The sequence below is a fragment of the Desulfovibrio sp. X2 genome, assembly GCF_000422205.1.
Classification (GTDB): Bacteria; Desulfobacterota; Desulfovibrionia; order Desulfovibrionales; family Desulfovibrionaceae; genus Alkalidesulfovibrio.
Genome location: NZ_ATHV01000004.1, coordinates 103,898 through 125,313 on the forward strand (window position 1 = coordinate 103,898; position 21,416 = coordinate 125,313).

The 21,416-nt window shown below is 69.7% G+C and carries 19 protein-coding genes; 12 read left to right on the forward strand and 7 right to left on the reverse strand.

Features of this window, described 5'->3' with window-relative positions:
* Nucleotides 1-108 precede the first annotated feature (108 nt).
* The 7 genes from DSX2_RS01955 (at nucleotide 109) to mdh (ending at nucleotide 6,936) form a co-directional block, all read left to right on the forward strand.
* On the forward strand, nucleotides 109-939 hold the full coding sequence (locus DSX2_RS01955; RefSeq protein WP_020879348.1) for an alpha/beta fold hydrolase: 831 nt from the start codon (nucleotides 109-111) through the stop codon (nucleotides 937-939).
* 14 nt (nucleotides 940-953) lie between these two features.
* On the forward strand, nucleotides 954-2,396 hold the full coding sequence (locus DSX2_RS01960; RefSeq protein ID WP_020879349.1) for a PLP-dependent aminotransferase family protein: 1,443 nt from the start codon (nucleotides 954-956) through the stop codon (nucleotides 2,394-2,396).
* A 144-nt stretch (nucleotides 2,397-2,540) separates the two neighbouring features.
* Nucleotides 2,541-2,906, forward strand: coding sequence for a pyridoxamine 5'-phosphate oxidase family protein (locus DSX2_RS01965; RefSeq protein WP_020879350.1), 366 nt, complete (start codon nucleotides 2,541-2,543; stop codon nucleotides 2,904-2,906).
* A gap of 122 nt (nucleotides 2,907-3,028) precedes the next feature.
* Nucleotides 3,029-3,502: a LexA family transcriptional regulator gene (locus tag DSX2_RS01970; RefSeq protein ID WP_020879351.1), complete on the forward strand. Its 474-nt coding sequence runs from the start codon at nucleotides 3,029-3,031 to the stop codon at nucleotides 3,500-3,502.
* A 74-nt stretch (nucleotides 3,503-3,576) separates the two neighbouring features.
* Entirely contained in the window at nucleotides 3,577-4,854 is a 1,278-nt protein-coding gene (locus DSX2_RS01975; protein WP_020879352.1) for a Y-family DNA polymerase, read from the forward strand.
* Nucleotides 4,855-5,153: 299 nt separating this feature from the next.
* On the forward strand, nucleotides 5,154-5,774 hold the full coding sequence (locus DSX2_RS01980; protein ID WP_020879353.1) for a nitroreductase family protein: 621 nt from the start codon (nucleotides 5,154-5,156) through the stop codon (nucleotides 5,772-5,774).
* 229 nt (nucleotides 5,775-6,003) lie between these two features.
* A complete protein-coding gene (mdh, locus tag DSX2_RS01985) occupies nucleotides 6,004-6,936 on the forward strand; it encodes a malate dehydrogenase (protein ID WP_020879354.1) in 933 nt (310 codons plus the stop codon).
* Nucleotides 6,937-7,096: 160 nt separating this feature from the next.
* On the opposite strand, the gene DSX2_RS01990 is transcribed toward mdh, so the two are convergent.
* The 3 genes from DSX2_RS01990 to DSX2_RS02000 are packed head-to-tail and all read right to left on the reverse strand — an operon-like array spanning nucleotide 7,097 to nucleotide 9,171.
* Nucleotides 7,097-7,753 carry a flavodoxin family protein gene (locus tag DSX2_RS01990; protein WP_020879355.1) on the reverse strand — a complete coding sequence of 219 codons (657 nt, stop codon included), beginning with the start codon at nucleotides 7,751-7,753 and terminating at the stop codon, nucleotides 7,097-7,099.
* Nucleotides 7,754-7,770: 17 nt separating this feature from the next.
* A complete protein-coding gene (locus tag DSX2_RS01995; RefSeq protein ID WP_020879356.1) occupies nucleotides 7,771-8,340 on the reverse strand; it encodes a flavin reductase family protein in 570 nt (189 codons plus the stop codon).
* Nucleotides 8,341-8,382: 42 nt separating this feature from the next.
* A complete protein-coding gene (locus DSX2_RS02000; protein ID WP_020879357.1) occupies nucleotides 8,383-9,171 on the reverse strand; it encodes a nitroreductase family protein in 789 nt (262 codons plus the stop codon).
* A 283-nt stretch (nucleotides 9,172-9,454) separates the two neighbouring features.
* Between DSX2_RS02000 and DSX2_RS02005 the strand changes: the two genes are divergently transcribed.
* The gene (locus DSX2_RS02005; protein WP_020879358.1) at nucleotides 9,455-11,104 is read left to right on the forward strand and encodes a hypothetical protein; all 1,650 of its coding nucleotides are present in this window, start codon (nucleotides 9,455-9,457) and stop codon (nucleotides 11,102-11,104) included.
* Nucleotides 11,105-11,191: 87 nt separating this feature from the next.
* Here the strand turns inward: DSX2_RS02005 and DSX2_RS02010 are convergent, their stop codons facing one another.
* Nucleotides 11,192-12,184, reverse strand: a complete 993-nt coding sequence (locus tag DSX2_RS02010; RefSeq protein WP_020879359.1) for a DUF362 domain-containing protein — start codon at nucleotides 12,182-12,184, stop codon at nucleotides 11,192-11,194.
* A 276-nt stretch (nucleotides 12,185-12,460) separates the two neighbouring features.
* On the opposite strand from DSX2_RS02010, the gene DSX2_RS02015 reads away from it, so the two are divergent.
* Complete coding sequence (locus DSX2_RS02015) at nucleotides 12,461-12,694, forward strand: hypothetical protein (RefSeq protein WP_020879360.1); 234 nt, start codon at nucleotides 12,461-12,463, stop codon at nucleotides 12,692-12,694.
* Between the two features lie 8 nt (nucleotides 12,695-12,702).
* Complete coding sequence (locus DSX2_RS02020; protein ID WP_020879361.1) at nucleotides 12,703-13,701, forward strand: hypothetical protein; 999 nt, start codon at nucleotides 12,703-12,705, stop codon at nucleotides 13,699-13,701.
* An 87-nt stretch (nucleotides 13,702-13,788) separates the two neighbouring features.
* Here the strand turns inward: DSX2_RS02020 and DSX2_RS02025 are convergent, their stop codons facing one another.
* Nucleotides 13,789-14,310 carry a type 1 glutamine amidotransferase domain-containing protein gene (locus DSX2_RS02025; protein WP_020879362.1) on the reverse strand — a complete coding sequence of 174 codons (522 nt, stop codon included), beginning with the start codon at nucleotides 14,308-14,310 and terminating at the stop codon, nucleotides 13,789-13,791.
* Between the two features lie 831 nt (nucleotides 14,311-15,141).
* Nucleotides 15,142-15,654 carry an HD-GYP domain-containing protein gene (locus tag DSX2_RS02030; RefSeq protein WP_084486365.1) on the reverse strand — a complete coding sequence of 171 codons (513 nt, stop codon included), beginning with the start codon at nucleotides 15,652-15,654 and terminating at the stop codon, nucleotides 15,142-15,144.
* 173 nt (nucleotides 15,655-15,827) lie between these two features.
* On the opposite strand from DSX2_RS02030, the gene hypF reads away from it, so the two are divergent.
* Nucleotides 15,828-18,191, forward strand: a complete 2,364-nt coding sequence (gene hypF, locus DSX2_RS02035) for a carbamoyltransferase HypF (RefSeq protein WP_020879365.1) — start codon at nucleotides 15,828-15,830, stop codon at nucleotides 18,189-18,191.
* A 208-nt stretch (nucleotides 18,192-18,399) separates the two neighbouring features.
* Here the strand turns inward: hypF and DSX2_RS02040 are convergent, their stop codons facing one another.
* Entirely contained in the window at nucleotides 18,400-19,119 is a 720-nt protein-coding gene (locus DSX2_RS02040) for a BON domain-containing protein (RefSeq protein ID WP_020879366.1), read from the reverse strand.
* Nucleotides 19,120-19,338: 219 nt separating this feature from the next.
* Between DSX2_RS02040 and DSX2_RS02045 the strand changes: the two genes are divergently transcribed.
* Nucleotides 19,339-21,405, forward strand: coding sequence for an elongation factor G (locus DSX2_RS02045; RefSeq protein WP_020879367.1), 2,067 nt, complete (start codon nucleotides 19,339-19,341; stop codon nucleotides 21,403-21,405).
* The last annotated feature ends 11 nt before the right edge of the window (nucleotides 21,406-21,416 follow it).

Here is a 21,416-nt window from a genome sequence, read left to right on the forward strand (position 1 = left end):
CCTCTTTCCCGTTGAGCGCGGGGCCGATGGCGGGTATCATGCCTTCTTCGTCTCCCCTGCCCGCCGCACGCGGGCCGCGCGGCAAGCGCGCGGAGGCGAGGAGAGCCCATGCCCTTCCTGGAACGAGACGGACTGCGCCTGCACTACGAAGACTCCGGCCCGCCCGCGGCAGGACCCGACGCCGCGGTTTCCCCGGCCGGGGGCCTCCCCCTGCTCTTCATCCACGGCAACTCCTGCGACGGAACCTTCTTCGCGCCGCTGACGGAGCGCTTCGCCCCGGCGCGGCGCTGCATCGTCCCGGACCTGCGCGGCCACGGCCAGAGCGACGCGCCCGAGGACGCGGCCTACACCTACCACGCCTTCACCGACGACCTGGCCGCGCTCTGCCGCTCGCTGCGCGTGCCGCGCGTCGTGGCCGTGGGCCACAGCATGGGCGGGGCCGTGGCCGTGCGACTGGCCGCGTCCCGGCCGGACCTCGTGGCCGGGCTGGCCGCCCTGGACTCCACCCTGCTGCCTCCGCCCGGGCTCGAGCTCTGGCTCGACCCGCTGCTCCGAAAGCTCGCCGCCGCGCCGGACGCATCGCCCATGCGCGACTTCTACGAGCCCCTCTTCGGCCCCGAGGACGACCCGGTCCGCAGGCAGGAGATCGTGGCCCGGCTGGAGTGCACCCCGCGCCACGTGGTCCTGGCCCTCATGGACCTCTTCCGCGACCCGGACTACGAATCCGCCCTGCGCAGCGCGCGCTGCCCCCTGCTCTACGTGAGCGCGAACCGCCACCGCACGGACTGGACCGCCCTGCGCCGCCTGGCGCCCCAGACGCGCTTCGCCCAGGCCGCCCTCTCCGGCCACTTCCTGCCCCTCGAGGTCCCGGAGCAGATCGGCCCCATGCTCGGGCGATTCCTGGCCAACCTCGGGACAGTGCCTGCCCCGGGGGCCTGAAGAAGGCCTCGGCCGTGTACGCCCTCCACCCCGACGTCCCCGAGCCGCTGTACGCCCAGCTCGCCCGCCAGATGCGCGAGCGCGTGCTCGCGGGACGTCTGGCCGCGGACGAGCGGCTGCCCTCGGTGCGCGCCCTGGCCGCCGAGCTCGGCCTCGGCCGCAACACGGTGGAGGCCGCCTACCAGGAGCTCCTGGCCGAGGGCTACATCCACACCCGGCCGCGCAGCGGCTACTTCGTCTCCGCCCTGGACCAGGACGCCCTGCCCCCGGGCCGCGCGCCCGGAAAACGGCCCGCGCAGAAGCCCCCCGAGGCGGACGGGCCGGGGACGGCCGACCTCCCGCCCGCGCGCTACGATTTCCACCCGGCCAGGCTCGATACGGCAATCTTCCCCGCGCCGCTGTGGCGCAGATATTTCCTCGAAATCCTGCGCGAGAGCGGCCGCGATCTCGCCGCCTACGGCGGGATGCAGGGCGATCTCGGGCTTCGCGCCCGCATCCGCGACTACCTCGAGCGCTCGCGCGGCGTCGTCTGCTCCCTGGACCAGGTCGTGGTCTGCGCGGGGCTGCAACACTCCCTTGCCGTCGTCGCCGACCTCCTGCGCGAGACCCACTCCCGCGCCGCCGTGGAGAACCCGGGCTACTTCCTGCCCCGCTCGGTCCTCGCCAACAGCGGATGGGACATCGTCCCCGTGCCCGTGGGGGAGGACGGCATGGACCTCGAGGCGCTTCGCGAAAGCGGCTGCCGCCTGGCCTACGTCACCCCCTCGCACCAGTTCCCGCTCGGCCGCGTCATGCCCGTGGCGAGCCGCCTCAAGCTCCTCGAATGGGCGCGCGCGGGCGGCAACGTGATCTTCGAGGACGACTACGACAGCGAGCTGCGCTACCAGGGCTCGCCGGTCAGGAGCCTGCAGGGCCTCGCCCCGGGGGCGGACGTGGTCTACGCCGGGACCTTCTCGAAGATCCTCTCGCCCTCTCTGCGCCTGAGCTACATGGTCCTGCCGCCGTCCCTGCTGCCCGCCTTCCGGGCGCGCTTCGGCGACTACCAGGACTCGGCCTCCCTGCTCGAACAGCGGACCCTGGCCCGGTTCATGGAGCGCGGCCACTGGGAACGGCACATCCGCCGCGCGCGCACGCTCTGCAAGCGGCGACACAACGCCCTCCTCGCGGCCGTGACCCGCCACTTCAGGCCCGAACGGCCCGGGGAGGGGGCCGAGGTCATCGGACAGGGCGCGGGGCTGCACGTGGTCCTCGCCCTGCCGCGCTCGGCCCCGCCCGAGGCCGAGGTCGTGCGCCGGGCCGCGCGGGCGGGCATCCGCCTCGTCCCCTTCGCCGCCACCCTGGCCGAGGGCACGGCGCACGGCGACGGCCGCGCCCTGCTCCTCCTCGGCTTCGGGGCACTCGCGCCCGAGGCGCTGGACGAGGGCATGGCGCTCCTGGCCTCGCTCTGCCGCGGATGATCCCGCATTTCCCTTCGCTTTCCCCCCGCGCTTCCCGTTCTGCCCCCCCGACTTTTTCGGCATCTGCACCTGTCCATTCCCTGCTCCGTCGCTATGTTCCATCCCGGCCCCTCCGGGGCGGAAGCGACGACAAGGAGAACGCAGATGATTCCCGAAAAGATGCTCGAGGTCATAAAGAACGAGGGCGTGGCGGCCATCGCCACCCAGGGCGAGGACGGCCCGCACATGGTCAACACCTGGAACAGCTACCTGAAGATCGTGGACGGCCGCATCGTCGTCCCGGTGGGCGGGATGAACAAGACCGAACGGAACCTGGCCGGGGACGACCGCGTGCTGATGACCGTGGGCAGCCGCAAGGTGGCCGGGCGCAACGGCCCGGGCACGGGTTTCCTGATCCGCGGCACCGCGGCCTTCGAGACCGCCGGGCCGCACTTCGACGCCGTGGCAGGGTTCAAGTGGGCCCGCGCCGCCCTGGTGATCACGGTCGCCTCCGCGGAACAGACCCTCTAGCACGCCGGGACGGGGGCGCGTCGGATAGGGGCGCGCCGCCGCCCCGCCCCCGGCCCGCCCCTGTCCGCCTCACCGGCCCTCCGTCCCTGGACAGTCCCTCCCGCCTCTCCTATTGTGCTCGCATGCCGCACGCGACCATCGAAATCCTGGGGGTCGTCCCCACTTCCGGCCCCTCTTCCGGCCCTTCTTTCGGCTCGTCCAACGGCCAAGACGCGGGTCTGCCGCTCTATCTGGCCCAGGTCCCGGCCGGGTTCCCCTCGCCCGCGGAGGACTACATCGACCGCCGCCTGGACCTGAACGAGCACCTGGTCAAGAATCCGGCGGCCACCTTCTTCGTGCGCGTCTCCGGCGACTCCATGCGCGACGCGGGGATAACCTCGGGCGACATCCTGGTTGTGGACCGGTCCCTCGAACCGCGCGACGGCGCCGTGGTGGTCGCGGCCCTGGACGGCGAGCTGACGGTCAAGCGCTTGCGTACACGTCGAGGCCGCCTCTACCTGATGCCGGACAACCCGGACTACGCCCCGGTGGAGATCGACCCCGAGGCCTCGTTCACGGTCTGGGGCGTGGTCACCTTCGTCATTCACAAAGCCTAGGGCACAAAGCCTGGGGCACACGGCCCAGGGCGCACGGCCCAGGGCACGGCCCCCGAACGTCTCCGGAAACCGCCATGGCCAGAACCTTCGCCCTCGTGGACTGCAACAACTTCTACGCCTCGTGCGAGCGCGTCTTCGCGCCCCGGCTCGAGGGCACGCCCATCGTGGTCCTGTCCAACAACGACGGCTGCGTCATCTCCCGCTCGGCCGAGGCCAAGGCGCTCGGCATCCCCATGGGCGAGCCGAGCTTCAGGCTCAAGGGCTTCGCCGCGCGCCACGGCGTGGCCGTGCTCTCGTCCAACTACGCGCTCTACGGCGACATGTCCGGCCGCGTCATGTCCGTGCTCGAACGGTTCGCCCCGGCCACGGAGGTCTACTCCATCGACGAGGCCTTCCTGGACCTCACGGGGCTGCGCGAGGACAAGGCCGCCTTCGCCGCGCGGCTGCGCGCCCTGGTGCGCCGCTGGACCGGCATCCCCGTGTCCATCGGCATCGGCCCCACCAAGACCCTGGCCAAGGCCGCCAACCGGCTGGCCAAGAAGAACCCCGAGCTTCACGGCGTGCTCGACCTCTCGGCCGGGGACGACGTCACTCCCTGGCTCTCCCGGATCGCGGCGGGCGACGTCTGGGGCATCGGCCGCCGCACCGCGGCCATGCTCGCGCGCCACGGCGTGCACACCGCGGCCGACTTCGCGCGGCTGCCCGAGGCCTTCGTGCAGAGACGCATGACCGTCACCGGACTGCACACCCTGCTCGAGCTTCGCGGCCGCCCCTGCATCGAACTCGAGGACGTGCCCGCGCCCAAGAAGTCCATCGTCTCCTCGCGCTCCTTCGGCACGCCCGTCACCCGCCTCGCGGACATGCGCGAGGCCCTGGCCTGGCACGTGGCCCGCGCGGCCGAAAAGCTGCGCGGGCAGCACGCCCTGGCCGGAAACGTCCTCGTGCACATGCAGACCAACCGCTTCATCTCGAACGAGCCGCAGCACGCGGCCTCGGACACCGCATCCCTCTCCCTGCCCACGGCCCGCACCCCGGAGCTCCTGCGCGCGGGCCTGGCCCTGGCGGACCGACTCTTCAAGCCCGGCTACCGCTACAAGAAGGCCGGGGTCATGCTCTTCGGCATCGAGGCCGAGACCGCCGTGCAGGGCTCCCTCCTGGCGCCCGATCCCCGGGACGACGCCCGCCGCGACGCCCTCATGCACGCCCTGGACGCCGTGAACGCCAAGTGGGGCCGCGAGACCCTGCGCCCCGCGGCCACGGGCATCGAGCGCCCCTGGCGCATGCGCCAGGAGCACCGCACCCCCCGCTACACCACCGTCTGGGACGAGATCCCCGTCGTCAACGCCGACTGAGGCGGAGACGAAGACACGGAAAAGACGAAGAGAAAGATGCCTCCGGCGGGCAGGGAGGGCTCCTCGCCCTCCCTGCACCCTCCCCGCAAAGGGTGACCCCTTGACCCGCCTCGCCTGCGTTACGGCTGACGAACGGACAGGGGAAGCCCGGGCGTGGGGGCGGGAAGCGTTCGCGGCGACGCGCGGGTGGTGCCTTTTCAATACCCTGAGTCTGGATCGCCGCGCGAATCCGGCCTATGGTGGGAAGGTTGCCAGAAAGAAGGCAGAAGAAGACACGACAGAAAAAAGGAGAGACCTATATGGCACCGAGCGTCAGCGAAGCCATCGCCGCCCGCCACAGCGTGCGGGCCTATGCCCCGGATCCCCTGAGCCAAGCCGAGATCGAGGCGCTGCTGGAGGCGGGACGCAACGCCCCCTCGAGCCTCAACTCCCAGCCCTGGCGCTTCAAGGTCGTCACGGCCGAGGCGGACAGGCAGTGGTTCGCCACCAGCGCAGCCAGCCGCAAGCAGTCCTGGCTGGCCGCGGCGCCCGCGATCATCGTCTGCTGCGCCGACCTGGCGGGCTACGTGCGCGACTCCCAGGCGAGCGCCTTCTTCTACAAGGAGAACAAGCTCATCGAGGGCGAGCCCATGGCCGGGATCGAGAAGTACGTGGCCCGCGAGGCCGAGGCCGCCGAGATGGCCAAGTTCGGCGCGGGCGCCATGAACGTGGCCCTGGCCGTCTCCTTCATGATGCTGCGCGCCGTGGAGATGGGGCTCGGCACCTGCTGGGTAGGCATGTTCGACGAGCAGAACATCAAGAACCGCTTCGGCCTCGGACCGGACCTGCGCGTGGTCTGCCTGCTGGCCGTGGGCCGCCCGGCCGAAGCCTCGGTCCCGCCCCGCAAGCGCAAGGCGCTTGCGGAGATCGTCCTGCCGTAGCCGACCTCCGCGCTCCGCACAAAAAACGGGCCGGATTCCCCCCTGCCGAGGGGGGAATCCGGCCCTTCCCTTTGCCGCGCCTCCCGTGCGACCGCGCGCACAAAGCGCTTTCAGGCGGTCCGCTCCTGCCCTATAGTGACGTACGAGTGGACAAGGGTCGGCGAGCACCCGCAAGCACGGGCGCAAACACAGGCGCAAGCGCGACGGCAGAGCGGAAGGGAGGAGGCGCATGAACGGGAAGATCACTGTGTTCGGGGCCGGGAACGTGGGCGGGGCGGTCACGCGCAGGCTCATCGAGCGCAAGCTGTGCAAGAAGGTGGTGCTGGTGGACCGCTCCGGGTCCAAGGCCGCGGGCGTGGCCCTGGACATCCTGGAGGCGAGCCCAATCGACCTGCTCGAGCCGGTCTGCATTCCCATGGACGACCTCGAGCAGACCAGGGATTCGGAGATCGTGATCATCACGGCCGGGGCCCGGCGGCAGGAGGGCATGAGCCGCGACGACCTGGTGAGGGTCAACGCGGACATCGTGCGCGACTGCGTGGGCAAGGCCGTGAAGTACAGCCCCTACGCCTTCTTCATCATCGTCAGCAATCCGCTGAACGTGATGTGCCACGTGGCCATGCGCGCGGGACAGATCCCGCGCACGCGGATCACCGGCATGGCGGGCATCCTCGACTCCTGCCGCTTCGCCTACTTCATCGCCAAGGAACTCGGGGTCTCGGTGGAGAACGTCCAGGCCATGGTGCTCGGCGAGCACGGCGAGGACATGATCCCGGTGCCGCGCTACTCCACCGTGGCCGGGGTGCCGCTGACCGAACTCCTGCCGCCCGAGGCGATCGAGCGGCTGGCCGCGCGCACCCGCGAAGGCGGGGCCGAGATCATAAGCCTCATGCAGACCAGCGCCTTCTACGCGCCCGCCTCGGCCGTCATCCAGATGGTCGCGGCCGTGGTCATGGACAAGAAGAAGATCCTGCCCTGCGCGGCCCAACTCTCCGGAGAATACGGCATCGAGGGCGCCTTCCTCGGCGTGCCGGTCAAGCTCGGCGCGAACGGCATAGAGGACATCCTCCCCCTGGAACTCACGGACGCGGAACTCGCGGCCCTGCGCCGCGCCGCGGACAAGGGCAAGGCCCTCCTGGCCCTGCTCGGGGAGCCCTGCTAGGCACGCCCGGGGGGAACCGCGTTCCCCGTCCGTGCGTGCCGCGCGCGAAGCGATCAAGGCCGTGCCTCGCGAAGGAGGGGGGCAGGGAGGGGCGCAGAGCCCCATGGGGATACTCCCTCCCTGCCCGCCGGAGGCACTCCCGCGGCGCTCTCCGGTCGGCCTAGCCCTTGGCGGCGTCGGCCATGCGGGCGCCGATGGCGAAGGCCTTCCTGCAGTCCTCGGGGAAGACCTCGGCGTGGCGGCGCTTGCGGTCGGCCACGTCGATGTAGACGGGCCCGAACGGGGTGTAGTCGTCCACGTGCAGGGTGCCCGTGGCCAGGAGCGTCTCGTTGGGGCCGCCGAAGAGGCGCTTGAGCCACGTCTCGGCCAGGCCGATGACCTGCCCGTAGCCCAGTTCCGCGGCCATCTCCTCGGACACGCCCATGGTGTAGAAGAAGGCCGTGGGGATGGTCCGGGGGAAGAGGGTCTCCTTGTCCGGGGCCAGGGGATAGAGGGGATAGAGCAGGCGCTCCAGGAAGCAGCGCAGCATGCCGCTCTGCGCGCCATAGTAGATGGGCGTGCCGAAGATGAGGCCGTCGGCCTCCACGGCCTTTCGCAGGACCGGGGCCAGGTCGTCCTTGACGGCGCAGTGGCCGAAGGTGGGCTTTTCGATCTTCTTGCAGGCGTAGCAGCTGATGCAGCCCTTGTAGTCGATGTCGTAGAGGTCGACGACCTCGGTCTCGGCCCCGCGCGAGGCGGCGCCTTCGAGCGCGCTCTGCAGCAGGGTCGCGGTGTTGCGCTTCTTCCTGGGGCTGCCGTTGAAGGCGATGATCTTCATGTCTTCTCTCTCCTTGCCTAGCCGATCCCGCGGCCGACGGAGAAGGCCTTGCCCAGGTCCTCGCCCACGCCCACGTAGGAGCGGCGGCAGGTGTCGAAGAGGACCGGGCGCAGGGTCTGCAGGGAGGCCTTGCCGTTCTCGTCCAGGCAGTCCTCGTCGACCTTCACGTCCATGATCTCGCCCACGAACTGGGTGTGCAGGCCGAGCTCGTGCACAGCCACCACGCGGCATTCCACGACCATGGGGAACTCGGCCACGTAGGGCGCGTCCACGTGCTCGGCGCGCGCGGCGGTGAGGCCGGTCTTGGCGAACTTGTCCACGTCGCGGCCGGAGACGATGCCGATGTAGTCGGTCTCGCGCAGGTGCTTCTCCGAGGGCACGGAGACGGTGAAGGCGCGCTTGTGCATGATCAGGCCGTGGGTGTGGGTGGCGGCGCGCAGGGACACGGCCACGCAGGGCGGCTTGGAGCAGCAGATGCCGCCCCAGGCCGCGACCATGACGTTGGGCCTGCCGTTTTCGTCGTACGCGCCCACGACCCAGGTGGGCGTGGGCTGGGCATAGGTGTTGGCGCCTATGGATTTCTTCATGGATTCCTCCTTGCGGAATCGGGTGCGGAATCGGGCGCGGGATCAGTGCCAGAGGACCCGGGCCGCGACGCGGGGCGGGACCTGGCGATAGCGGTACTTGGGGTGGCCGAGCATGAGACCGCCGAAGACCTTCTGGCCCTCGGGCAGGCCGATGGCGGCCGCGACCTCGGGCATGGCCTCGGCCGCGCGGGTGACGAGACCGGCCCAGCAGACGCCGAGCCCCATGGAGACGGCCTGCAGCTCGACGTAGGACAGGGCGATGGCCGAATCGGAATCGCCCCAGGGATAGCTTTGCGGCGCGTGGGCCACGAGCAGGGCGGGCGCGCCGCGCAGGACCATGGCGTTGCCCTCGTCGGCCATGCGCACGTAGTGGGCGCGGGCGGCCATGGGGCGCATCCAGTCCACGCAGAGCTTCTCGATCTTCGCCAGGCGCCCGGGCTCCTGGACCACGATCCAGGAGATGTTCTGGGAATTGGAGGCCGTGGGCGCGCGGCGGCCGATCTCGATGAGCAGCTCGAGGTCCTCGCGGGACACGGGCTTTTCCTTGAACTCGCGCACGGAACGCCGCGCGAGCAGGAGCCCCTCGGTCTGCTCGGCCGTGGGCAGGTCCTTGGGCGCGGGCAGGAAGTCGGCCGCGGGCGTCAGGCTGTTCGAGAGCGCGCCCTTGGGGCAGACGGCCACGCAGTGGCCGCAGCGGATGCAGATGTCGGCCGCACCCTCGATTTCCCTGGGGAGGTCGTCCCCGGACTGGACGATGAGCCGCGCCGGGCAGACCTCGGCGCACAGGCCGTCCTTGCTGCAGAGTTTCGTGTCAACCGTGATCAGGGACATGCGTTTCTCCTTCGATACGCTTGGCGTGCCGGGGCATCTCCCCGCGGCCTGCCGGGCGCGCGAGGGTGCTGGACATGGATCTCATGCTGTCTTTTCCGACACTACGGGCGATGATGCAAGAAGGCACAAAAAAGTGTCGTGGTATCGTGCAGGGTACTCCCGCGCGGGAGAGCCTGCCCGGCGTATTTCGCCATCATGCCGCGACCACGAGCGAAAACATGTCCGCCCGACGGCGCGGCGCACGCGCGCAGGCCTCGGTGCGGCCTTTCCCTGGAGAAAAAAGATGACGCCCGGCGTTCGCTTCTCCGATCGCCTGCCCAGTCTGCTGCGCAGGACCGCCTTTCCCCTTCTGCTCGGCCTGGTGCTGGCCTTGGCGCTGTTCTTCAGATGCCACGACGTCTCCACCTTCCCCCCGGGCGTGTGGTACGACGAGGCGGTCAACGCCCTGGACGGCATGGACGCGGCCTTCCACCACGGCTACCGGGTCTTCTTCCCGGACAACTACGGCCGCGAGGGGCTGTTCATCGACGCCATCGGCCTGTCCTTCAAGACCTTCGGCCTGGGCATGTGGCAGATGAAGCTGCCCTCCATCGTGCTCGGCGCGCTCGGCGTGCTGCTCGCGGCCCTGCTCTGCCGCCGCCTGTACGGCGGGGAGGACGCGGACGGGTATGCCGCCGACCGGGACTTCGGGCGCGACGCCGTGGCGCTGCTGGCCGCCTTCTTCGTGGCCGTCTCGTTCTGGGACGTGAACTTCTCGCGCATCGCGTTCCGCGCCATCGGCATGCCGGTCTTCCTGGCCGCCTGCCTGTGCTGCATCTGGGACGGAGGAGACGCGAAGGGAGGCAAAAGGCGCGCGCCCGGCCCCTGGCTGCTCGCCCTCGGCGGCCTGTTCTGCGGGCTCGGGCTGCACACCTACACGGCCTTCAAGGCCTTCGCCCTGGTGCTGCCCGTGCCCGTGCTCGTGGACCTGCGCCGTCTGCGGCGCGAGGCCGCGGAGCGCGGGAAAAACGGCGCGGCCGCCTGGCTGCGGCCGCTGCTTACGCGCTGGGGGGCCTTCGCCCTGGGCACGGCTGCGGGAGCCCTGCCGCTCGTCGTCTTCGCCATGCTCCACCCGGACGAGTACTTCGAGCGCATGGGGCAGCTCTCGGTCTTCAGCCTGCCCCATCCCTGGCTTGCGCTGGCCGAGAACCTCGCCAAGAGCGTGGGCATGTTCGTGGTCCAGGGGGACGCCAACTGGCGGCACAATATCGGCGGCGCGCCGCTCCTCGCCTGGCCGGTCAGGCCCTTCTTCCTGCTCGGCCTTGCGCTGTGCGCCTACGGCGCGTTCGCGAAAAAGGTCGACGAGCGCCGCCGCGAGCGCAGCGTCCTGCTGCTCGCCTGGTGGGGCGTCATGCTCCTGCCCGCGGCCCTGTCCAACGAGGGCGTGCCGCACGCCCTGCGCAGCCTGGGCTCCCTGCTCCCGACCTACATCATGGCCGCGGAAGGCGCGGTCTTCGCCTTCGCCCGGCTCTCGGCCGCCTCGGCCCGCGGCCGGGAGGCCGCCGCGGCCGCGGCCCTGCTCCTGCTCCTCGGGCTGCCGGTGCTGCAGTTCCACCGCTACTTCACGGTCTGGGGGCAGGACCCGCGCACGCACGCGGCCTTCCAGGCGGAGCTCGAGCCCATAGCCCAGGCCATCGAGGCCCAGCCGAACGGCGAGCTCAAGGTGCTGCTCACGGCGGGCGTGCCCCAGGCCAAGCCCGTGGAGGTCCTGACGCTCACGACGCCCAACCTCGAGGTCGCGGCCACGCCCGCCGACATCCGCCTGCCGCGGCACGGCCGCTTCGCCATCTTCGCCCTGGGCGACGGGATCAAGGCGCTGTCGGGCATGCGGACCAGCCTGCACGGCTCGCTGCTGAGGGGCGGTTCCTTCGCCTGCCTGCTCGGCAGCCGCTAAGGGGAATCGGGAGAAGGTCCGGGCCGCGATCAGGCCCGCTGTCTGGCCCGCCGTCTGGCCCGCTGTCTGGCCGGAATCAGGCTGGAATCAGTCGGCTGGCCCGCGTCGGTCCCGCCGCCCCGGACGCAGGCCGGGCGGCAGGCGGTGGCAGAAGCTCTTGATGCGGCCCTTGATCAGGCGGAAGGGGTCGAAGGTCACGGGATCCAGGCGCGGCGGCACCACGAAGGCCGAGAGGTCGAAGTCGGCGGGGCCGAGCAGCGGAAAGGCGATGTTCTCGGCAAAGGCGCCGGGGAGCCCCCGCGCCCGCGCCTCCCGCCACACGGCCGCGTCGTCCGGCTCCACGCCGAGCATGGCGTAAACCGCGGCGTCCAGGGCGTGCGGATCGCGCGAGGCCGCGAGCAGGCCGAGGGGGCAGGCGTCCCCGCCCGTGGGCCCATGACCGCTCATGGCCACCACGCCGTCCAGCAGCGTGACCACCGGCGGCAGCGCGGCCGCCACCTCCACCAGCATGGCCTCGAAACGGTTGCCCCTGTCCCCGAAGCGGCAGTGGGCAAAGGCCTTGCGCCCCCCCACCACGCAGCCGAAGAGGTTCTTCACCCCGGCCGTGAGCCGCATCTGGTCGTGCGCCTTGAGCCGGGGGACGCTTATGATCCTCTCCGCCTCCAGCGCGTCGCGCGAGACGCCGACGTGGGCGCCGAAGGAGAGCGCGAGCCTGTGCGGCCGCCCGAGGCTCGCGAGGCGCACGGGCAGTCCATCGAGCGCCCGCGCCAGGCCGCTCGCCCGGGCCACGCCGCGCGCCGTGCCGAAGGCCGGGGAGTCCGCGACCGTTATCCGCGCCCCGCAGTCGGCGAGACAGGCGCAGACGGCCCGGACCACGGCCGGATGGGTGGTGGAGAGCCCGGCGTTCTTCTGCGAGACGAGGTTCGGCTTGACCAGGACGCGCGCTCCGGGCGCGGGCAGCGCGCCGCACAGCTCGAGCAGGCGGGCGGCCTCGTCCGCGAGCCAAGGGGCGTCGTAGGCGGGCACGCGGGCGAGAAAGACCGGGATGGGCGGCGCGGGAGCGCGCGGGGTGGTCGGCATGCAGCGGTTCTAGCCTTCCGACAGAAATTCGCAACGCCGTTCTTGCAGGCAGGAAGCGTAGCGGCGGCTATACGCCGACGGCCTCCCGCTCCCTGCGCGGGTCAAAAAGTGACACTTTTTTCTTTTATGAACCCCATAAAATATAATGGGAAAACAGAAAGTTTGGGCATATGGTTCGACTGTATCCTCTGTCGGATTGTTTTTTCCGTGCGCGAACATGGCGAGGCGTCGCAGGCGGCATGCCGCCGCCGCGGCCTTACGCAAGGAGGATGGAAAATGGGCATACCGGCAAAGACAGACCAGAAGTGGAAGGATCTCATCACCGGCAAGACGACCTTTGCGCTGAAATTCCTCGCAGCCAAGATTCTCCTGGGGCGCCTCACGCGCTCCGCGGCCGACAACCCCTCGCCGGACAACGTCAGGCAGTGCGTCGAACAGATCCACGATCTGTTCACCAAGAACGAGCACATTCCGGCGGTGCAGGACGACATCAAAACCATTTTCGGCTAGGAGGAACCATGCGCCAGCACCTCATGAGCATCAGTGACGCCGGAGCCGCGATCAGCGCGGGCGGCAAGCTTATCATCGCCGGAGACGAGGACGCCCTGCGCCGGTTGCCCAAGGGCGACTGGATCGGGGGCACCATCCCCTACTTCATCACCAGCGAGGTCGGCGGGGCGGTCATCCGCGACAAGGTCTTCGTCACCGACATCACGGGGACCGTGACCTCCGTGTCCGTCACCCGCCACGACCAGGACAGTCTGGCCAAGGTCTACTCCCAGGGGCCGCGCCACGGCTTCAGCTTCGTCATCATCCCGGCCTCCTGCAAGACCCACCTGTCCTTCGCCCTGAACGCCCCGAACTACAAAGATTTCGGCGTCACGCCGCTGATCGGCTGGATCTCCGGCGTGCACCTGGACGACCTGGGCAAGAAGACGCCCAAGGTCTTCAACGGACAGACCGGCGAGGCCATCGAGGAAGGGGCCGTGGTGCTCAGGGCCGAACTGCCCGAGAGCAGGATCGCCGAGATCGGCATCGTCAACCTCTTCCAGCAGGGCGGCGGCGACACCCTGACCTTCATGCAGGACGGATTCTCGGCCAGTGAGGTCATGGTCAACGGCGAGAAGCGCGACTTCGCCGCCTACATCCTCGAGAACAAGTTCGACACGCGGCTGCCCCTGGTGGCCGACTACTACGGCGTGCAGGTCAACATCAGCTTCCAGTCCGTGGACGCCAAGGCGGGCGTTCATTTCTACGCCCCGGTCTTCAGCGGCATCCGCTACAAGCTGGCCAAGCCCGTGCCCGACTACCTGAAGAGCTTCAACCAGCTCCTGAAGCAGGAAGGCAGCGCGCACAAGGGCAACATCGCCTTCTCCTGCAACTGCATCCTGAACTACCTGTACTCCGAGCTCGAAGGCAAGAAGACCGAGCCCTTCTCCGGCCCGGCCACCTTCGGCGAGATCGCCTACCAGCTCCTGAACCAGACGCTGGTCTACCTGGAGATCAAGGACATCTAGGCGCTCCGGGAGCCCCGAACGCAAAAAAGGCGCCCCCGTCCTCCCCCGTCCTGGAGAGGACGGGGGCGCCTCTCTCTTTCCGGGCGGTTACGCCCCCAGCTTCTTCATCATCTCGCGGTCGAAGGCGGGCAGGTCCTCCGGACTGCGCGAGGTCACGAACTGGCCGTCCACCACGACCTCCTTGTCCTCGTAGTTCACCCCGGCCTCCTTCAGCTCCGGGACCACGCTCGAATAGCAGGTGGCCCGACGGCCTTGCAGCAGCCCGGCCGAGATGAGGATCTGCGGGCCGTGGCAGATGGCCGCGATGGGCGCGCCCGAAGAGGCGAAGTCGCGCGCGATGTCGAGCACCTTGGGGATCACGCGCAGCGCCGCCGGGGCCTTGCCGCCGGGCAGGACCAGGAGGGAGTAGCCGCACGAGCCCGCGGACTCCACGTCCTCCACGCCCAGGTTGGCCTCCACGGAATAGCCGTGCTTGCCCGTGATCTTCCCCTTGCTCGGCGCGGCCAGGTCCACGTGGTACCCCGCCTCCTGCAGCCTGTAGAGGGGCACGAGCAGCTCGGTGTCCTCGAAATTGTCCGCGCTGACGATGAGGGCCTTCTTGTCGTTCATGGTCTTCTCCTCCCGATGTCTCTCGAGGGGGCGACGCCCCCCCGACGGTTTTCAGGGCAATACGACCAGGATATTCCATAAACGAGTCGCAGTGACAACCGGCAAGACCAGGGAGGGGCTGCGCGCCCCTCCCTGGACCCTCCCGCGCAAGGGGTGACCCCTTGACCCGCTCCGCATGCGATACGCCCGGCCCACAGGCACGGGCTACCTGGGCGTGGAGGGCAGATGAAGGCAACGCGGTTGTCCGGCCTGCCTCTGCCCCCCCCACGGACCACGGACCAGGGCGCTCAAAAAGTGCCGGATGCAAGGCGCAAGGGAAATCCGAGTCCGACGCGTAGTCCACCTACGCGAGGGCTCGAATCTTCCGCAGCAACGCAGCAGACGGCGCTTTTTCAGCGCCCGGACATTGAACACGGGCGGCCCGGGCGTGGAGGGAGGGAAGATGAAGACAACACGGTTGCCCGGCCTGCCCCTGCCCCCCCACGGGCCAGGGCGCTCAAAAAGTGCCGGATGCAAGGCGCAAGGGAGATTCGAGTCCGACGCGTAGTCTTACCTACGCGAGGGCTCGAATTTTTCGCAGCAACGCAGCAGACGGCGCTTTTTCAGCACCCGGACATTGAACACGGACGGCCTGGGCGTGGAGGGAGGGAAGATGAAGACAACACGGTTGCCCGACCTGCCCCTGCCCCCCCACGGGCCAGGGCGCTCAAAAAGTGCCGGATGCAAGGCGCAAGGGAGATTCGAGTCCGACGCGTAGTCTTACCTACGCGAGGGCTCGAATTTTCCGCAGCAACGCAGCAGACGGCGCTTTTTCAGCGCCCTGGCAAACTACTAGTTCATGAGCCAGAGGAAGGCATCGGCAAGACGGGGATCGAAGCGCGTGCCGCGCGCGGAGAGGATGAGACGCATGGTGCGCGCGTGCGAGTAGGCGGGCTTGTAGCTGCGGGCCGCGCGCAGGGCGTCGTAGGTGTCGGCCAGGGCCACGATGCGCGCGAAGAGCGGGATGTCTGAAGAACGGAGGCCGAACGGATAGCCGGAGCCGTCGAAGTTCTCGTGGTGCGCGAGTGCGGTTCTCACGCTGGCTCCAGGCGCCCGCCCGGCCTCCAGCAGATGGGCCCCGAACAGCGTATGGCGGCGCATCAGGGCCCACTCCCCTTCGGTCAGTGGTCCGGGCTTGAGCAGGACGTGCTCGGGCAGGGCGAGCTTGCCGGTGTCGTGTCCCCGCGCGGCCAGGGCCAGCTCGCCGAGCTCCGCGCCGCGAAGCCCCAGGGCGCGGCCCAGGGAGAGGCTGAGCGGGGCCACGCGGCCCGAGTGCTCCATGTGTTCTGCGTGTCCTGACTGCATATGAGGCGTCCTTGCGGTCTCATGCCCGGAGGCGGTGGCGGCCGGGGGGCATCTGCATCGAGATTCCCCCCGGACCCCGGCCTCTCTATCGGCGCTTTCGAGCAAAGCTTTAGGCGTGCCGCATTGACGCGGCCCCGGTATTGGGCAAGAACTTGGGCCTTCGGAAGGAGCAGATGGAGCAGGACACGACGAGCGCGCGGGAACGGCTGGTGGTCACCGGGCAGGTGCAGGGCGTGGGGTTTCGGCCCTTCGTCTACCGCCTGGCCATGGAATGCGGCCTGTCCGGCCGGGTGGCCAACACCCCGGCGGGCGTGGCCGTGGAGGTGCAGGGCGCGCCCGGCTCGGTGGAGGACTTCGCGCGGCGGCTTGCGGCCGAGCTCCCGCCCCTGGCGCGCATCGTGCGCCTGACGCGCGAGACGCTGCCGCCGCTGGAGGGCGAGGCGGAATTCTCCATCGTGCACAGCGAGGCGGGCGAGGGGCACCAGGTGCTCATCTCCCCGGACACGGCCACCTGCCCGGACTGCCTGGCCGAACTCTTCGATCCCGGGAACCGCCGCTTCCTCTACCCCTTCATCAACTGCACCAACTGCGGGCCGCGCTACACCATCACCCGCTCCATCCCCTACGACCGCCCCTTCACCTCCATGGCCTGCTTCCCCCTGTGCGACGACTGCCGCGGGGAATACGAGGACCCGCTCGACCGCCGCTTCCACGCCCAGCCCAACGCCTGCCCGGTCTGCGGGCCGCGCGTCTGGCTGGCCGATGCCGCGGGCAGGGAGCTGTGTCGAGGGGACGAGGCCGGGCGCGAATGCGCGCGCCACCTGGCCCAGGGGCGCATCGCGGCCGTGAAGGGGCTGGGCGGCTTTCACCTCGCCGTGGACGCGCTGAACGAGGTGGCCGTGGCCCGGCTTCGGGAACGCAAGCACCGTCCGGGCAAGCCGCTGGCCGTCATGGTCCGGGACCTCGCGGCCGCGCGCGCCCTGGCCGAGGTGGGCGAGGCCGAGGCGGCGCTCATGTCCGGCATCGAGCGGCCCATAGTCCTGTGCCGCAGGAAAAGCGGCGGCGCGCTCCCGTCCGGCATCGCGCCGGACACGGATTTCGTGGGCCTCATGCTGCCCTACGCGCCCCTGCAGCACGTGCTCTTCCACCATCTGTGCGCGCTTTCGGGAGACGGCGCGGCCCTGGTCATGACCTCGGGCAACGTCTCGGGCGATCCCATCGCGCTCGGCAACCGCGAAGCGCTGGCAAGGCTTTCCGACATCGCGGACGTCTTCTTGCTGCACGACCGCGACATCCTCATCCGCGCGGACGACTCCGTGGTCCGCCCGGCGCCCGCGCTCCCGGGAGAGGGCGGGGCGCAGGCCGCGCCGCTCTTCCTGCGCCGCTCGCGCGGCTACACGCCGCGCCCCGTGTTCCTGGACCGCGACGGCCCCTGCGTGCTCGGCACCGGGCCGGAGCTGAAGAACACGCTCTGCCTGACCAAGGGCGAGATGGCCTTCGTCAGCCAGCACATCGGCGACATGGAGAACCTCGCGACCTTCGGCTTCTGGCGCGAGATCGCGGCGCACCTCGCGGACATCCTGCAGGTGCGGCCCTCGCTCATGGTCCACGACCTGCACCCGGGCTACATGACCACGCGCCACGCCCTGGAGCAGGCCGGGGAGCCCGGCGGCCTGCCCGTGGCGGGCCTCGCGCACCACTATGCCCACGCCCACGCCGTGCTGGCCGAGAACCGCTTTTCCGGCCGCGCCCTGGTCCTGGCCCTGGACGGCACGGGCCTTGGCGAGGACGACACGCTGTGGGGCGGCGAATGCCTGCTCGTGGACACCGAGTCGCTCGACCACGCGCGCCTGGGCAGCCTCACGAGCCTGCGCCTGCCCGGCGGCGAGGCGGCCATCCGCGAGCCCTGGCGCGTGGGCGCGGCCGCGCTGTGGGAGCTGGGCGAGACGGACGCCGTGGACGGAGCGCGGCCCTGGCTCCCGGCCTTCGGCAAGGCCGCCGAAGTAGTGGCCCAGATGCTGGAAAAAAATCTCAACTGCCCCGCGACCACGAGTTGCGGCCGCCTCTTCGACGCCGCGGCCGCGCTGTGCGGCCTCGGGCTGTCCATCTCCTACGAGGCCCAGGCCGCCATCCTGCTCGAGCAGGCCCAGGACATGGCGGAGACCGGCGCCTATCCCTGCCCCGTAAAGGAAGCCGAAGGCCGTCTGGTGCTCGACGCGCGGGAGCTTCTGGCCGCGCTCTGGGCCGACGTGCGCGGCCGCGCGCCTGATCGCGCCGTGGTCGGCCGCGCCGCGCGGCGCTTCCATCTGGGCCTCGCGCAGGGCCTGGCCGAGCTGGCCCGGGCCGCGGCGGAGGCGAGCGGGACCGACACCGTGGGGCTCTCCGGCGGCTGCCTGCTGAACCTGAGCCTGGCGCGCGACCTGCCCCGGGCTTTGGCCGCGCGCGGGCTCTCGGTCCTCGTGCACCGCGAGCTGCCCCCGGGCGACGGCTGCGTCTCTCTCGGCCAGGCTGTCTGGGGCCGCCTTTTTCTTGGTTGAGGCCGCTGAAAAAGCGCCGTCTGCTGCGTCGCGGCGGGAAATTCGATCCCTCGCGTAGGCAGGACTACGCGTCGGGCTCGAATTTCCCTGGCTCCTTGCATCCGACGCTTTTTGAGCGGCCTTGAAGTTGGAGAGGGAATGAAAAATGAGACGGCCGTCCCGCGTTGCGGGACGGCCGTCTTTATTTACGTCTTGCAGCTCCTGCGGACTACTGGGAGAGGGTCCTTTCCGCCGGGGCGGACTTGGCGGGTGACGTGGTGCCGGTGGATGACGGCGAGGACGTGGTGGACGAAGGGGCGGACGTCTTCCTGCCGGTCGCCGTGCCGGACTCCGGCGTGGCGCTCGGCGCGGTGCCGCCGGCCCTGGGCATGGTGCGCAGGAAGGACTTGACCTCGCGCACGCCCTGCACCTTCTTGGCCACGGCGATGGCCTTGTCGATCTCGGCCTGGCTGCCCACGATGCCGAGCAGGACCACGTTGCACTGCGGCGTGGCCACGTCGATGTTCGTGGCCGTCACGCCCTTGGTGCCGTAGAGCTCGTAGTTGAGGTCGGCCCGGACCTCGCTCTTGTCCACGAAGTCGCACGAGGAGGCCGACGAGGGCAGCAGGTAGGTGTAGACGCGGCGCACCCCGTCCGTCCCCCTGGCGATCTGGATGGCCCGGTCCTTCTCCTGGGCGTTGTCGTAGGTGCCCACCAGGTAGACGTCGTTCAGGTAGACGAAGACCGAGATGCCGAAATAGCTCACGTCGCTGTCCGTGGCGTAGTCGGATTCGATCGACGTCCTGATGCCCCGGTCCTGGGACTGCTGGGCATAGCTGCGCTCGTCAACGGCGGTGTTGTAGACCGCGCCGACGGGCGTCAGGTTGCCGCATGCGGCGACCCCGCCGACCAGGGCTGCGAGAAGCAGCCAAAGACACAACGAACGCATATCCATTCCTCCTGGCCGACAGGGCGATATCCTGCCGGATAACCAATTATTTCGCGCATGTAACATGGCGATTCCGGACTTGCAACGCTTGACAACCTCGCGTCACACTCCCTATACCTTGTATCCTCGGAAACTGCACCGGGAACTCATACTCCAAAGCGGGAGACACTGGCAAAGGATTCTGACGGACGCTTCAAGCAGACATCGAAGGAGTGCGGCATGCTGGACATTCTCAAAGGCCAGCGCACGTATGCGCTGGTCGGTCATGGCGGCTCGGGCAAGACATCGGTGGCGGAAATGCTCCTCTTCGCCGCGGGCGAGATCGACCGGATGGGCAAGATCGAGGACGGCACCACGAACCTCGATTTCGAGCCCGAGGAGATCAAGCGACGCGGCAGCACCCAGCCCGCCTTCACCCGTCTCTCCTGGAAAAAGAATCCGCACTTCCTCATAGATATCCCCGGCGACAACAACTTCACAGGCGACATGACCTACCTCCTGGCCTCGGCCGACGCGGCGATCCTGGTCATCGACGCCGTGGACGGCGTGAAGCCCCTGACCCGCAAGGTCTGGAGCCAGATCAGGGAGGCGGGGCTGCCCGCCGTCATCGTCATCAACAAGATGGACCGCGACCGCGCGGACTTCGACACGGCCTACGCGAGCATCAACGAGCAGCTCGGCGTGCGCCCGGTCCTCCTGCACCTGCCCATCGGCCAGCGCGAGTCCTTCTCCGGCGTGGTCGACGTGCTCGGCGGCACGGCCATGACCTTCGACGACAAGGGCGGGGTCGCCCCGGCCGCCATCCCCGCCGACATGGCGGACAACGCGCAGCTCATGCGCGAGACCATGGTCGAGAACATCGCCGAGTCCGACGAGGCGCTCATGGAGGCCTACCTGGAAGAGGGCGCCCTCTCGCCCGAGCAGGTGGCCGAGGGGCTGGCCAAGGGCGTGGCCGCGGGCGCCGTCGTGCCCGTGGTGGTCTGCGCCGCCCTGGAGAACAAGGGCGGCGGCCTGCTGCTCGACATCATCCAGGACCTCCTGCCCTCGCCCCTGTTCCACGCCCCCTGGGTGGGCGACGACGGCGCGACGCGCCCCTCGACGCCGGACGAGCCCGTGGCGGCCTTCGTCTGCAAGACCATCGCCGACCCTTACGCGGGCCAGCTCTCCGTGCTGCGCGTGCTCTCCGGCACGCTCGCCTCGGACATGAGCCTGGCCAACCCCGACCGCGACGGCAAGGAACGCTGCGGCCAGCTCCTCTACCTGAAGGGCAAGGAGACCGTGCCCTGCAAGGAGCCCGTGGGCCCTGGCGGCATAGTGGCCGTGGCCAAGCTCAAGAACACCCGCACCGGTGACACGCTGTGCGACGAGAAGGCGCGCTTCGTGCTCGACCGTCCGGCCGTGCCCGGCCAGCTCATCACCTACGCCCTGGCCGCGGCCGAAAAGGGCGAGGAGGACAAGGTCTTCCAGGCCGTGCAGAAGCTCCTGGACGAGGACATCTCGCTTCGCCTCTTCCGCGACGAGGAGACGGGCGACATCCTGCTCTCGGGCATGGGCCAGCTGCACATCGAGACCGCCGTGGAGAAGGCCAAGCGCCGCTTCAAGGTCGGCATCGTGCTGAAGACGCCCAAGGTCCCCTACCGCGAGACCATCAAGGGCAAGGCGGACGTGCAGGGCCGCCACAAGAAGCAGACCGGCGGCCGCGGCCAGTTCGGCGACTGCTTCGTGCGCTTCGAGCCCAGGCCCCACGGCGGCGGCTACGAGTTCGAGGACGCCATCGTGGGCGGCTCCATTCCGCGCCAGTACATCCCGGCCGTGGACAAGGGCATCCAGGAGTCGGCCGCGCGCGGCGTCCTCTCCGGCAACCCGGTGGTGGACTTCAAGGCCACGCTCTACGACGGCTCCTACCACAACGTGGACTCCTCGGAGATGGCCTTCAAGATCGCGGGCTCCCTGGCCTTCAAGAAGGCCTGCGAGATTGCGGGCATGAAGCTGCTCGAGCCCTACATGACCGTCTCGGTCTCCGTGCCCGACCAGTACATGGGCGACATCATCGGCGACCTCTCCTCGCGCCGCGGCAAGGTGCTCGGCTCCGACTCCACCGGCGGCGTCACCGAGATCAAGGCCCACGTGCCCATGAACGAGATCCTGCGCTACGCCCCGGACCTGCGCTCCATGACCGGCGGCCAGGGCGTCTTCGCCATGGAGTTCTCGCACTACGAGGAGGCGCCGCCGCCCGTGACCGAGCGCGTGGTGGCCGAGTACCGCAAGTCGCGCGGCGAGGAGTAGGCAGCGACGGC